The sequence below is a fragment of the Lysinibacillus sp. FW12 genome (assembly GCF_050817245.1).
GTDB classification, from domain to species: domain Bacteria; phylum Bacillota; class Bacilli; order Bacillales_A; family Planococcaceae; genus Lysinibacillus; species Lysinibacillus irui.
On record NZ_CP139094.1, the window covers coordinates 4,015,577 to 4,030,209 of the forward strand.

General features: G+C 38.7%; 10 protein-coding genes. 1 reads left to right on the plus strand and 9 read right to left on the minus strand.

All coding sequences use genetic code 11. From position 1 onward, the window contains the following. The 6 genes from ftsX to SJW71_RS20760 all read right to left on the minus strand — a co-directional run bounded on the left by ftsX (position 1) and on the right by SJW71_RS20760 (position 9,176). Entirely contained in the window at positions 1-885 is an 885-nt protein-coding gene (gene ftsX / locus SJW71_RS20735) for a permease-like cell division protein FtsX (RefSeq protein ID WP_274795665.1), read from the minus strand. Next, entirely contained in the window at positions 875-1,561 is a 687-nt protein-coding gene (ftsE, locus tag SJW71_RS20740; protein WP_016991524.1) for a cell division ATP-binding protein FtsE, read from the minus strand. The genes ftsX and ftsE overlap by 11 nt, the downstream gene beginning before the upstream one ends. A 246-nt stretch (positions 1,562-1,807) precedes the next feature. Beyond that, positions 1,808-2,995: a DUF4097 family beta strand repeat-containing protein gene (locus tag SJW71_RS20745; RefSeq protein WP_312504865.1), complete on the minus strand. Its 1,188-nt coding sequence runs from the start codon at positions 2,993-2,995 to the stop codon at positions 1,808-1,810. A 360-nt stretch (positions 2,996-3,355) separates the two neighbouring features. Continuing rightward, complete coding sequence (gene uvrA, locus SJW71_RS20750; protein WP_431811448.1) at positions 3,356-6,223, minus strand: excinuclease ABC subunit UvrA; 2,868 nt, start codon at positions 6,221-6,223, stop codon at positions 3,356-3,358. A 7-nt stretch (positions 6,224-6,230) separates the two neighbouring features. Continuing rightward, positions 6,231-8,210, minus strand: a complete 1,980-nt coding sequence (uvrB, locus tag SJW71_RS20755; protein ID WP_412926849.1) for an excinuclease ABC subunit UvrB — start codon at positions 8,208-8,210, stop codon at positions 6,231-6,233. 726 nt (positions 8,211-8,936) lie between these two features. Further along, positions 8,937-9,176: an IDEAL domain-containing protein gene (locus tag SJW71_RS20760; protein ID WP_431811449.1), complete on the minus strand. Its 240-nt coding sequence runs from the start codon at positions 9,174-9,176 to the stop codon at positions 8,937-8,939. A gap of 226 nt (positions 9,177-9,402) precedes the next feature. On the opposite strand from SJW71_RS20760, the gene SJW71_RS20765 reads away from it, so the two are divergent. Next, entirely contained in the window at positions 9,403-9,912 is a 510-nt protein-coding gene (locus SJW71_RS20765; RefSeq protein ID WP_274795660.1) for a competence protein ComK, read from the plus strand. Positions 9,913-9,957: 45 nt separating this feature from the next. On the opposite strand, the gene prfB is transcribed toward SJW71_RS20765, so the two are convergent. From prfB to secA, 3 genes are all read right to left on the minus strand, one after another. Further along, positions 9,958-11,062, minus strand: a protein-coding gene (gene prfB, locus SJW71_RS20770; RefSeq protein ID WP_396631728.1) for a peptide chain release factor 2 whose coding sequence is annotated in 2 segments (ribosomal slippage) — positions 9,958-10,986 and positions 10,988-11,062 — 1,104 coding nt in all. Because the reading frame shifts where the segments join, the coding sequence is not laid out codon by codon here. Between the two features lie 130 nt (positions 11,063-11,192). Beyond that, a complete protein-coding gene (locus tag SJW71_RS20775) occupies positions 11,193-11,726 on the minus strand; it encodes a competence protein ComK (RefSeq protein WP_312504870.1) in 534 nt (177 codons plus the stop codon). Between the two features lie 384 nt (positions 11,727-12,110). Further along, complete coding sequence (secA, locus tag SJW71_RS20780) at positions 12,111-14,624, minus strand: preprotein translocase subunit SecA (RefSeq protein WP_274795658.1); 2,514 nt, start codon at positions 14,622-14,624, stop codon at positions 12,111-12,113. Between the last annotated feature and the right edge of the window lie 9 nt (positions 14,625-14,633).

Here is a 14,633-nt window from a genome sequence, read left to right on the forward strand (position 1 = left end):
CTAAATTTTTAAGAACTTGCGTACTGACATGAAGCTTCCCCAAATACCGATAAGTACCCCTATGAGTAACAGAAGACCGCTCACCTGATACACAAGTGGAGAAAAATCAAGTACTTGAATAAGCTCACCTTGTAAACGTGGTGCAATAATTTTATATACATTGTGGTAAAGGGTTGTGACAACCGCAATCGGAATGATGGAACCTAAAATCCCGAGCCACATACCTTCCAATAGGAATGGGATACGTACAAATGAATTTGTAGCCCCTACAAGTTTCATAATTTCAATTTCATCTCGACGTGCAATAATCGTAATACGAATAGTATTCGAAATTAAGAAAATTGCCGTAAATAATAACCCTAAAATAAGCACGATTCCTACATTACGACTAATATTTAAGAAGTTAAATAGTTTTTCAACTTTTCCTTCGCCATACATAACGTCATATGTATACTCATATTTATCAATTGCTTTAGCAACTTTTGCTGTTTGCTGCGGGTCAGCAGCCTTTACATAAATTACATTACGTAATGGGTTACTTTGTTCAAATAGCTTAAAATCATCACCAAAATCTTTGACTAGCTTGGTTAACTCATCTTCTTTTGTGGAATAGTTCATCTCAGAGACACCAGGCAATTTTTTGACTTTTTCAATGAGTGCTTTTTCAGCAGCTTCATCCGCCGTCTCATCAATTAAAACTTTAATTTCGACATCGTTTTCTAAATCGGTTGCTACTTTATTTAAATTCATCATAATAAGCGCAAAAACGCCTACTAGTATGAGTGTAACTGTTACGGCACTAACAGATGCAATGGTCATCCAGCTATTTCGGCCAAGTGATTTGACACTTTCACGGAAGTGACGTTGGACTGTATTAAATTTCATAGCCGTATTCACCTCCGTGTTCATCACGGACAATTAATCCGCCCTCAATTGCTATTACACGACGACGAATCGTGTTAACAATTTCACGGTTGTGGGTTGCCATCACAATCGTTGTTCCTCGTGCATTAATTTCCTCAAATAAATTCATAATTTCCCATGAGGTTTCAGGATCAAGGTTCCCAGTAGGTTCATCTGCAATCACTACTTTAGGAACATTGACAATCGAACGTGCTATCGAAACTCGTTGCTGTTCTCCCCCTGACAGCTCATTCGGGAACATTCTTGCTTTATGCTTTAATCCTACAAGTTCTAATACTTCCATAACACGACGTCTTATTTCATCTGGCTTTTCCTCAATTACTTCAAGCGCAAATGCTACGTTCTCATAAACATTCAAACGGGGTAGCAATTTGAAATCTTGGAAAACAACACCAAGTTGACGGCGCAAAAAAGGGACCTTTTTATTCTTTAATGTTGCTAAATCAATACCATTGACAATGATTTGCCCTGATGTTGCCTTTTCTTCACGGTACATCAATTTAATAAATGTAGATTTACCTGCCCCACTTGGACCAACTACATACACAAATTCGCCTTGCTTTATATTAACGGAAATACCATTTGTCGCAACAACACCATTTGGGTACTTCTTTGTCACATTTTTCATTTCTATCATGATTAAACCACCTAAAACTCTCATCTATGTAAGAGGTATTTCTTTTACTATTATAGCACTCTATTTCTGTTTTTTTATTACAGTTTCATTTCAATCCGTGGTAGTTCCTTCAATTTCGTTCTTTCCTTGCCATTATTTTTAAGAAAATGACACAAAATAAAAACAGAAATCGACTTCCTTTAGCGTCGAATCCTGTTTGATTAAAAAAGCATTCAGGCCTTTAAGATAGCCCAAATGCTTCTGTTGTTAAATTTGTTGTTCGTCTGTTGTTGTATAGCGTACTAATACAGCACCTGTTTTCGATTCACCTTCGATAAATAAACGATTTGCACCTTCTACTTCTTTATCAAAACGAACTACTTTAGAAAGGAATTGATCTTGTGATTCCATTTTAGAAACATCCTGAATTCCTACATCCACTTTCCCAAAATTCGTGACAACTTTACCGCTTAATGAAATTGATCGTGGGACATATAATTCGACTGCCCCAGCAACTGTCTGTGCCTTTATTTTCGATGAGTTTGTCGAACAAGTCGTCACCACTACATGTCCATTGACAGATTTAGCTTCCACTTCATCCAAAGCACCATCTAAATAAACACGTCCATTTAATGTTTCAGCTTCTAAATCTTTACCACGGACATTTGTCAATTCAATAGAGCCATTAGATGAATCAACTTCCGCTTTTCCAAAATTAAACTTCGTACCTTTAATAGCCCCATTTAACGTTTTCACTTTTAATTCTTCAAACTCTGTATCCTGTAAAGAAACACTACCGTTCATAAGACGAACAGATAATTTTTCAAGCTTTTCCTTAGGGACTAACACCTTTACATTAACTTGAACAAGCTTCAATTGGCTTAAAATGCGCAATGAACGCTCATCCTCTTTCACAACAAATTGCTCTAAAAAGTGATTACGTGTCTCTTCCTCACTATCGTTCATCAGTGGTGCCTTCACCTTGCAAATAACTTGGATTGTGTCTCCTTCACTAGCTTCCAATGAAAAGTTACCGTTTGGTAATTCAACAATAACATTGTCTACATGGGCAGCAGCCACTTCTTCAGTATGTGTAAACTCAATTTTATCTCCAAATGGAGAGGCTACATCAAATTCCTTAACCTTTTTAACAGCCGTATTCATCATATCCATAAAAAGAGAACCGATCTGTGTTAAATCTTTACGAAAATCCTGCATTTCATCTTGGAAATGCTTCATAAAATCATCTTTTTTCTTATCATTATCTTTTGGTTTTTCTTCAAAGAGTGACTCTTTTTCAGTTGAAAAGGACGGTGTCTCTTTTGTCACATCATCCATAACATTTTGAGTAGACTTGCCAGGTTGCTCTAATGCTTCCAATAATGTAATCGCCTCTTGTGCCGAAATTGTACCTTTTTCTACAAGTTCTAAAATTCGTTGACGTTCATTTTGCATAAATAAATAGCCTCCCTCAGTTCGTTATACTATTTATACGATTCATCATGTGAAAAGTTTCACTGCAAAATTGAATAAATTGGGTCTTTTCATTACAGCAACCTAGCATTACTTCTTTCAGAAAAATTTATAGGGCATCTGTCTTTTTGGTTAAATTTCCAAACTAGTTTGAGCGGGGCTCTCCTATTTGGATTACTTTTCACCTTTGATTGAGCGGGTTTCTCCATTTTTGGATCACTTTTCAACCTTGATTGAGCGGGTTTCTCTACTTTTGGATCACTTTTCAACCTTGATTGAGCGGGTTTCTCTACTTTTGGATCACTTTTCACCGTATTGATTAGCTACCGAGTGAAACACCTTTTAAGATTGAGAGGCCTTTGCTAGCAATGCATCCATTCGCAAACGATCGCGTTCTAAAATCGGCTTTAGGTATTTCCCTGTGTACGAGCCTGCCACTTCTGCAACTTCTTCAGGTGTACCCGTCGCAACAATTGTTCCGCCTTTGTCTCCGCCTTCTGGTCCTAAATCGATAAGATAATCAGCAGTTTTGATAACATCTAAATTATGTTCAATTACTAATACAGAGTCGCCATTTTCAACAAGTCGTTGTAACACGACTAGTAATCGTGCAATATCATCGGCATGTAAGCCTGTTGTTGGTTCATCCAAAATATAGAAGGACTTTCCTGTAGAGCGTCGATGTAATTCGGAGGCCAATTTTACACGCTGTGCCTCACCACCCGATAAGGTTGTGGCAGGTTGTCCTAATTTCATATAACCCAAGCCAACATCAACAATTGTTTGTAGCTTACGTTGGATTTTTGGAATATTTTCGAAGAACACGACTGCATTTTCAATGGTCATATCGAGAATATCTGCAATACTTTTATCTTTATATTTCACTTCTAGTGTTTCACGATTATAACGTTTACCATGACATACTTCGCAAGGTACATAAACATCTGGAAGGAAATGCATTTCGATTTTAATAATGCCATCCCCACGACATGCTTCACAGCGACCGCCCTTGACATTAAAGCTAAAACGTCCCTTTTTATATCCTCGTACCTTCGCTTCATTTGTTGCAGCAAAAACATCGCGAATATCATCAAAGACACCAGTATATGTTGCTGGGTTTGAACGAGGTGTACGCCCAATTGGTGATTGGTCAATATCAATAACCTTTTCAAGCTCATCCATACCCGTCACTTCTTTATGCTCGCCAGGTTTAACCTTAGAACGATTCAGCTTTTGTGCCAATGATTTATATAAAATTTCGTTTATAAGTGTAGACTTCCCAGAGCCAGAAACTCCTGTCACCGCTACAAATAAACCTAGTGGAACATCCACTTTGACATTACGCAAATTATTTTCCTTGGCACCTTTAATAGAGAGCTTACGACCATTCGGTTGACGTCTTTCAATTGGCAATGGAATAAATTTTTTACCACTTAAATATTGCCCAGTTAACGATTTTTCATTATTCATAACTTCTTGTGGTGTTCCGGCTGCTACAATTTGACCGCCATGAACGCCTGCACCCGGTCCTACATCAATGAGATAATCTGCTGCTAGCATCGTATCTTCATCATGCTCTACCACAATTAGCGTATTTCCGATATCACGCATATTTTGTAATGTGCTAATCAAACGATCATTATCCCGTTGATGCAAACCAATCGAAGGTTCATCTAAAATATAGAGAACTCCAGTTAAACGTGAACCGATTTGTGTAGCTAATCGAATACGTTGCGCCTCTCCACCTGATAAAGTACCTGCCGCGCGGCTCAATGTTAAATAGTCTAAGCCTACATTGACAAGGAAGCCCAATCGTTCCTCAATTTCTCGTAAAACTAGGCGAGCAATTTGCAAATCCTTTTCAGTGAGATTAAGCTCTTTGAAAAATGTGTCCGCTTCCTGAATCGAGTATTGTGTTACTTCACCAATATGCTTGTCCGCTACTTTTACCGCCAATGTTTCAGGCTTTAAGCGATAACCTTTACATGAAGGGCAAGCTTGTTGAGCCATATATTTTTCCATTTGCTCACGAACATAATCTGACGTTGTCTCTTTAAAACGACGCTCAACATTACGGACTACCCCTTCAAATTCAATCATTTGATCTCGCACATTGCCAAACTCATTTTCATAATGGAAGTGAATTTTGTCTTTTCCAGATCCATATAGAACTTTATCCATCTTGTCTTTTGGTAAATCCTTCACAGGCACATCCATTGGAATATCATAGTGATCACAAACCGCTTTTAGTAATTGTGGATAATACTGCGAACTAGTTGGTTCCCACGGTGCAATGGCATGCTCTAACAAAGAACGGTCCCAATCAGGCACGACCAAATCTAAATCCACTTCTTGTGTTGAACCTAAGCCATCACAGCTTGGGCAAGCACCAAACGGACTATTAAATGAAAACATACGAGGCTCAAGCTCACCAATAGAAAAACCACATAACGGGCAGGCATGATGTTCACTAAATAGTAGTTCCTCGTGCTCCATCACATCCACAAGTACTCGGCCATCAGCTAATCGTAAAGCCGTCTCTAGAGAATCACTTAGACGAGCAGCGATACCTTCCTTCATGACCACGCGATCCACTACTACTTCGATCGAATGCTTTTTATTTTTATCAAGATCAATCGCATCATCTAAATCACGTAATTCACCATCTATACGCACACGTACAAATCCCTGCTTTTTTAAATCCTCCAGCAGTTTAACATGTGTTCCTTTACGTCCAGAAACCATCGGTGCAAGGAGCTGCATTTTCGTTCTTTCAGGATAAGTTAATAAACGGTCCACCATTTGCTCAATCGTTTGAGAAGTGATTTCTATGCCATGATTGGGACAAATCGGTTTACCGATCCGAGCATAAAGTAATCGTAAGTAATCATAGATTTCTGTTACTGTACCAACAGTCGATCGAGGGTTCCGGCTCGTTGTTTTTTGGTCAATTGAAATAGCCGGCGATAAACCTTCTATTGCATCGACATCCGGCTTATCCATTTGCCCAAGAAATTGACGAGCATAGGCGGATAGGGATTCGACATAACGTCGTTGCCCCTCCGCATAAATTGTGTCAAACGCTAATGAAGATTTCCCTGAGCCTGATAAACCTGTTAATACGACTAATTGATCACGTGGAATTGTGACATTGATATTTTTTAAATTATGAGCACGTGCACCTTGCACGACAATTTCAGTATTTTTCACAAGCCATTCACCCTTCTACCTTCAATTCAAATATTGTATCTCGCAGTTCAGCAGCACGTTCAAAATCAAGCGCTTTTGCTGCTTCTTTCATTTCTACCTCTAAAGAAGCCAACAGCTGCTCTTTTTCTGCCTTTGTCAGCTTTTTGCCTTTTGTAGCCTTCGTAACATAAGATTCTTCTTCTTCCGCTACTTGTGTTGCACGAATCACATCAGGAATTTTCTTAATAATCGTTTGAGGCGTTATACCATGCTCCTCGTTATAAGCCATTTGCAATGCTCGACGACGTTTCGTTTCATCAATCGCCTTTTTCATTGAGTCTGTCATATTGTCCGCGTACATGATGACATGACCATTCGCATTACGTGCAGCACGACCAATTGTTTGAATCAATGAACGTTCTGAACGTAAAAATCCTTCTTTATCAGCATCTAAAATTGCTACAAGTGATACCTCTGGAATATCAAGTCCTTCACGCAATAAATTAATACCAATTAAGACATCATACGTCCCTTTACGTAGCTCACGGATAATCTCAATACGTTCTAGTGTCTTAATTTCAGAATGCAAGTATTCAACCTTTAAGCCCATTTCCTTCAAATAGGCGGTTAAATCCTCAGACATTTTCTTCGTTAACGTTGTCACTAAAACTCGCTCATCTCGCGCAATTCGATCTTGAATCTCATCGATCAAATTATCGATTTGTCCTTCGATAGGACGAACATCAATTACTGGATCTAATAATCCAGTAGGACGGATAATTTGCTCGACCATTTCTGGAGTGTGCTCCAGCTCATAAGGTCCTGGTGTTGCTGATACATAAATAGCTTGATGCACTCGATTTTCATATTCTTCAAAACGCAATGGTCGGTTATCAAGAGCAGATGGCAAACGGAAGCCATGTTCTACTAGCACTCCTTTACGAGCTTGGTCACCATTGTACATTCCACGAACCTGTGGAAGCGTAACGTGACTTTCATCGACTACAAGTAAAAAATCTTCAGGGAAATAATCAAGCAACGTATATGGAGTGGCACCTGCTTCACGCAAAGTTAAGTGACGTGAATAGTTCTCAATCCCAGAGCAAAAGCCCATTTCGCGCATCATTTCTAAATCATAGCGTGTACGTTGCTCTAGACGTTGCGCCTCAAGTAGCTTATCCTCAGCGCGTAACAACGCAAGACGTTCCTCTAATTCTTTTTCAATATTTTCAATGGCTTTTCTCATTTTTTCTTCACGTGTAACGAAGTGGGAGGCAGGGAAGATAGCTACATGATCTCGATCCGATATAATTTCTCCCGTTAAGGCATCTACCTCACGAATACGATCAATTTCATCACCAAAAAACTCCACACGAATACAATGCTCGTCACGTGATGCTGGGAAAATTTCCACTACATCTCCACGTACCCGAAATGTTCCGCGTGTAAAACTAACATCATTACGCTCATATTGAACATCTACAAGTTTGCGCAGTAGCTGATTCCGCTCAATTTCCATGCCTGTGCGAATCGATACAACCATTTCTCGATATTCTTCAGGAGACCCCAAACCATAAATACAGGACACAGATGCAATAATGATGACATCATCACGCTCAAATAATGCAGAAGTAGCAGAGTGACGTAGCTTATCAATTTCATCGTTAATGCTAGAATCTTTCTCTATATAGGTATCTGTCTGCGGTACATAGGCTTCTGGTTGATAGTAATCATAATAGCTGACAAAATATTCAACCGCGTTATTTGGGAAGAATTCTTTAAACTCACTATATAGCTGACCAGCTAGTGTTTTATTATGCGCCATAATAAGTGTTGGTTTCTTAACCTGCTGGATGACATTCGAAATGGTAAACGTTTTACCTGTTCCCGTAGCCCCTAACAATGTCTGATGACGCTTACCTGCCTTCACACCCTCCACTAATTCCGCAATTGCCTGTGGCTGATCCCCACTAGGCTGATATGGCGCTTGTAAATCAAATGTTTGCACACATGTCCCCGCCCTTTCCTTCCAATTTGTACATATATTTTAGCATAGCAGTATTAAAATTTCGAACATTTAACGAACGAATGTTTGTAAAAAATTTTTTCATCTCGTAAATTTGTAATAAATAACCGTGAAGCCATTAATACTTGTTACCCTCATAATAGCCGCTTCATCAGGTTTTCAAGCTTTTTCTATTCATTAGATTTTAATTTTAGAGTGGTAGTCACTATCTTTTGGGATGACGTTAGTCTTTTCAGGGAGCTGATTGTCTTCTTTTATGGGGGACACGCATTTTTTGAAGCGGGGACGCTTCTATCATGAGCAAGGGGCTTGCACTTTTGGAGCGAGTCTCCTCTTTTTATGAGCGGAGGCATTCACTTTTGGAGCGGTTATCTTCTCTTTATGAGCGGGGACATTCACTTTTGGAGCGGTTCTCCTCCTTTTATGAGCGGGGACATTCACTTTTGGAGCGGTTCTCCTCCTTTTATGAGCGGGGACATTCACTTTTGGAGCGGCTCTCCTCCTCTTATGAGCGGAGGACTACACTTTTGGAGCGCTCTTCTTATTTTACGAGCAAAGTCACTAATCCCCGAGTAGGTTTTCTATATTCTCCCTCAAATCACTTCCCCCTCTTTCAAACAAAAACCTATCATCAATAAACTCACCAACTATCACTCCAATAAAAAATCCCGCTCTCCAATAGATCTGAGAGCGGGTTCGTCCATATGATTATTCTTCTGTTTGCTGCAAGGAATTTAGTTCGGCTGCGTATTGATAAAATGCGTGTTCATCCTTTTCATAGAGTGCTCTATCAATCAGAACCATGAGCTGCTCTTGACGATGCATACGCTGGATACGATTTAAAAATAGATCTAAATAAATCTCGTTTAATAATTTCTCTGCCTCATCAACTTTTTTTGACTGACCAACGGCTTTTAGAAAATCGGTATACGAATAATATTTATCCAACGATCTCACCTCGATCCTTTTCTAAATTATATGAAAATTGAAACTAAAATGCAATGCTTACGAATCGAAAATAACTTGGATTCGCTATTAATCTCTTGAGATTTAAAGCAAATTCTCTAAGCATTTCATTCTTTTCTAAATGCCCTTTAGCTATTTCCTCTATTTCAATAAATCCATTTTCTGTTCTACACTACCGTTAACAATAGAAAAAGGAGGCATTTCCCATATGACTAGCAATTTTGTAAATGGTTACTTAATTTCATTTAATACTTACATGCTACAACCTATTCAGCACGATACAAAAATTTTCACCCATGTGATTGACAAACATAATGAACTAATTGTTACACGTAAACCAATGCATGTGCTTCGCAAATCTTGCATCTCTTTAGGCACAACCTATGAAGCTGCAAAACAATCGGCTAAACGTTTCTTTGGCAATCAACATAAGCTACCAATCGTCGTGGCCTTTGATTATGGGTATCCCTGTATATTTCTACCAACCTATTCACCGAATTCCATTCACAATATATGGATTGGATTACATGCAATTATTAATATCACACCTAGTCAATCGGGGTGTATCGTTACATTAAAAAATGAGAAACAAATTGAGTTACCTATTCAGTATGCTTCTATTAGTAAACAGTTTGTGAACGCATCCATGCTCTATAAATACTACATGAATGAACGAAAACAACTTAACCAAGATGCACCCTATCATCCACCCTTTTAAATAGAAAATCCCCCAAGAGCACCTCACTCTTGGGGGATATATTTATTAGTTAATTTTAGATCGTAAAAAGGCATTAATAAAAGGATCTAAATCGCCGTCCATTACTGCACCGACATTACCTGTCTCTTCATTCGTACGATGGTCCTTCACCATAGAGTATGGATGGAACACATAAGAACGAATTTGTGAGCCCCAGCCGATTTCCTTTTGCTCACCACGTATTTCATCTAGCTGAGCCTGCTGCTTATCAAGCTCTAATTGATATAATTTACCCTTTAACATAGTCATCGCTTTTTCACGGTTTTTAATCTGTGAACGTTCTGCTTGACATTGTACAACGGTACCAGTCGGGATATGTGTAATACGAACTGCTGAATCCGTCGTATTAATATGCTGACCACCTGCACCTGTTGCACGGTACGTATCAATTTTTAAATCCTCTGTACGAATATCGATTTCAATATTGTCATCAAACTCTGGCATAACATCACAAGAAACGAATGATGTATGGCGGCGACCAGACGAATCAAATGGTGAAATACGTACTAAACGATGTACACCTTTTTCAGCCTGTAAATAACCAAAAGCATTGTGACCTTTAATAGACAAGGTAACCGATTTAATCCCAGCTTCATCACCTGGAAGATAATCGACTGTCTCCACTTTAAAGCCACGTTTTTCTGCCCATCGAGTATACATACGTAACAGCATAGAACCCCAGTCCTGTGATTCCGTTCCACCTGCACCAGGATGTAGCTCTAAAATGGCATTGTTTTGATCATATGGACCACTTAATAGCAATTGGAGCTCAAAGTCTCCTATTTTTTGTTGGAATTCTGCTAGCTCTTTGCCTAGTTCTTCCTGTAATTCTTCATCTGGCTCTTCACGTAAAAGTTCCAGTGTCATATCTAAATTTTCATGTGTTTCCACTAAATCTTTATATTCATTGACGATTGCTTTCAAGCCATTTCCTTCATTGATGATTACCTGTGCACCTTGTTGATCATCCCAAAAACCTGGCTCTAGCATCATTTCATCTAGCTCCTGAATACGTGCCTCTTTGTTTTCTAAGTCAAAGAGACCCCCTAAAGTCTGCCAATTTTTTGGCTGTAGTGTCTAACACATTGCGTACATCTGCTAATTCAATCATTGTTAAATCCTCCGAACGTTAGTAATGGAGCTACAAATTCATTTACAAAGCTCCGTATTTTTTTATTATAACGTTTTTACAAAGGAAAACATACTATCTAGCAGCTGTTAATTGTATTAATTCAACGATCTTATTTCTCGTCCTCAAGCATATTAAGAGCCATTCGCTGAAATACTTTCACACGATCATACTGTACAAGTAAATGCTTTGTGCGTTTCTCTAATCTATACTTTAATAAAAATGCTCTCTGTATCCGGTACTCAAGAACTTTCTCACTGATATCCACAATAATTTCCTTGCCATTCACAAAAGTGATCTTCGTCCTCTTTTTATCCACAGCTGAATATTCATCAATATGATGAACAGCAAACCATATACATAGCGGATGTAGTGGTGACCTGCTTGGACACCATAAAATATTCCCGCGTTCATCTACTATGATTGGGTTTTTATTAAGCTTACCTAGAATCATTTTTGATCCATCGAAAGCTCCTCTTAAACTAGAACCAAAATAACGAAGATTATAGTCCAATAACTTTGTCGGAGCTAGTTTAGATATATATTCATTATTTTTCTCGTACACCCGCGTACATAAATTTCCAAAGGAATCATATACAGGCATATACAACATGGTTTCACTACTCATAATATCTTTTTTATGCATCCATAGTCCCCCTTTAAACAGTTTATGTTTCCTTTACAACCAAAATAAAAAGGAATATACCAAAATCCGTACATTCCAAATACTACCGACGAGAAAGATTGCTTAAGAATCTTGATCTTCGCAAACAATCTTTCAACTTTTTCAAAGAAAGCTTCTCTCAATTTTTCTCATCCTCCTTAAGACTTAATGTTAACAACTTAATTTAGGATAATAATAGGATTCATTCCCTCAACTAACCTCCTATTATTACAGCTATTGTATACCGATAATTTCCAATTGTCTATAAATTCTGACTTTTTATACTAAATTTCCTTCAAAATGGAGGGATTTCACAAAGAAAAAGATCATCTCAACATAAAGTTAAAATGATCTTTTTCACCTATTTTATTGAGCTGCACCATGACAGTTTTTAAATTTCTTGCCACTTCCACAAGGGCATAAATCATTACGACCAATGTTTTCAGCCTTACGAACTGGTTGCTTTTTCGGAGCTGAGCCGCCGCCTTCTTCCTTTGGATTAACTGCTTGGCCCTTTGCCACCTCTTCACGCTCTAGATTATTGCGAATTTCTGCCTTCATCGCATACTTCGCAACATCCTCACGAATAGAAGCAACCATATCCTCGAACATCGCAAAACCTTCTTGTTGGTATTCACGAAGAGGATCATTTTGTCCATAGGCACGTAGATGGATACCTTGACGTAATTGATCCATTGCATCAATATGATCAATCCATTTCGTATCAATAGAGCGTAATAGAATAACCTTTTCAAACTCACGCATACGCTCTGGTGTCAATTCTGCCTCTTTTTCATCATAGCGAACATGAACAGCATCAGAAATCATTTGATTAATGTCTTCAGCAGATTTGCCTTGGAAATCAGACACTTTAAGTTGACCTTCATCAAGTAGGTTAGCCGCTACAAAATCTTCAATAGCTTTCAAGTTCCAATCTTTTTGCTCACCTTGCGTATATAGGCCAACAACATTATCGATTGTTTCTTGAATCATGGACTCAACGAGCACACGCATATTTTCTGTTTCCAATACATCATAACGCTCTTTATAAATGATCTCACGTTGCTGACGTAGAACATCGTCATATTGTAATAAACGCTTACGTGCATCAAAGTTATTACCTTCGACACGTTTCTGCGCTGATTCTACAGCTCTCGACACAACTTTAGATTGTAAAGGTTGAGAATCATCCATACCTAGGCGCATCATCATAGACTTCATGTTATCGGAGCCGAAACGACGCATTAGATCATCTTCTAGAGATAGATAGAATTGTGTAACCCCTGGATTCCCTTGACGACCAGAACGTCCACGAAGCTGGTTATCAATACGACGTGACTCATGGCGTTCTGTACCGATTACCGCTAAACCACCAATTTCGAGTACACCTTCACCTGGTTTAATATCTGTACCACGCCCCGCCATGTTTGTCGCGATCGTTACGGCACCTTTTGTACCAGCATTCGCAATAATTTCTGCTTCACGTTCATGGTTTTTCGCATTCAAGACATTATGTGGAATTTTATGCTTATCCAATAGTTTAGAAATAATCTCAGATGTTTCGATCGCAACTGTACCAACAAGAACAGGTTGGCCAGCTCTATGGCGCTCTGCAATATCAGCAGCAACTGCTTTATATTTGCCTTCCATCGTTGCAAAAATCAAGTCAGCACGATCATCACGAGCAATCGGTTTATTCGTCGGAATAGCTACAACATTCATATTGTAAATATTTCGGAATTCCTCTTCCTCTGTTTTCGCCGTACCTGTCATCCCTGCAAGCTTTTGATACATACGGAAGTAGTTTTGGAAAGTAATGGTCGCCATCGTCATCGATTCATTTTGAATCTCAACGCCTTCTTTAGCTTCAATTGCTTGGTGTAAGCCATCAGAATAACGACGGCCCTTCATCAAACGACCTGTAAAGCCATCAACAATCACAATTTCGCCATCCTGCACAACATAATCGACATCATTATGCATACTAACATGTGCCTTTAATGATTGATTGATTGCATGATTTAAACGAACATGTGTCAAATCAAACAGATTATCAATGCCGAAAGCTTTTTCTGCCTTTTCAACACCTGCATCCGTCAACGTAACACCTTTCGTTGATTCCTCATACGTATAATCCGTTTCCGCATTTAACATACGTACAAAGGCATTCGATTGCTTATAAAGCTGTGCTGATTTCCCAGCCTGACCCGAAATAATTAATGGCGTACGCGCTTCATCAATTAAAATCGAGTCGACCTCATCAATAACAGCATAGTGCAACGGACGTTGTACACGTTCCTCTTTATAAAGCACCATGTTATCGCGTAAATAGTCAAACCCTAGCTCATTGTTTGTACTATACGTAATATCCGCCTCATACGCAGCTCGTTTTTCCTCTTTTGAAAGACTGTTTAGGTTAAGACCAACCGATAAACCTAAGAAATTATACAGCTGTCCCATTTCAGCAGCATCACGACTTGCTAAATATTCGTTGACTGTAACAACATGTACACCTTTACCAGTAATCGCATTTAAATAAACAGCCATCGTCGCCGTTAATGTTTTACCTTCCCCGGTTTTCATTTCTGCGATATTACCTTCATCAAGCGCAGCAGCCCCCATAATTTGAACACGGAATGGGTACATTTCTAAAACACGTTTCGCCGCTTCTCGACAAACAGCAAAAGCCTCCGCACGAATCGAATCTAACTTCTCTCCATCGGCATAGCGCTTTTTAAACTCGTCTGTTTTCGCTTGTAATTGATCATCTGAAAGCTGTTCCATTTGAGAAGCGAAACCCTCAACTTGGTCAGCGATTTTTTCTAATTTTTTTAACTCACGTTTATTGAAATCAAATAATTTATTTAATAGGTTTGCCATGAATGTTTT

Excerpts from the sequence above, each read along its gene's own strand:
- SJW71_RS20745 (WP_312504865.1), bottom strand. The coding sequence starts at position 2,995 with ATGCAAAATGAACGTCAACGAATTTTAGAACTTGTAGAAAAAGGTACA.
- ftsE (WP_016991524.1), bottom strand. The coding sequence starts at position 1,561 with ATGATAGAAATGAAAAATGTGACAAAGAAGTACCCAAATGGTGTTGTT.
- ftsX (WP_274795665.1), bottom strand. The coding sequence starts at position 885 with ATGAAATTTAATACAGTCCAACGTCACTTCCGTGAAAGTGTCAAATCA.
- SJW71_RS20775 (WP_312504870.1), bottom strand. The coding sequence starts at position 11,726 with ATGCATAAAAAAGATATTATGAGTAGTGAAACCATGTTGTATATGCCT.
- SJW71_RS20765 (WP_274795660.1), top strand. The coding sequence starts at position 9,403 with ATGACTAGCAATTTTGTAAATGGTTACTTAATTTCATTTAATACTTAC.
- secA (WP_274795658.1), bottom strand. The coding sequence starts at position 14,624 with ATGGCAAACCTATTAAATAAATTATTTGATTTCAATAAACGTGAGTTA.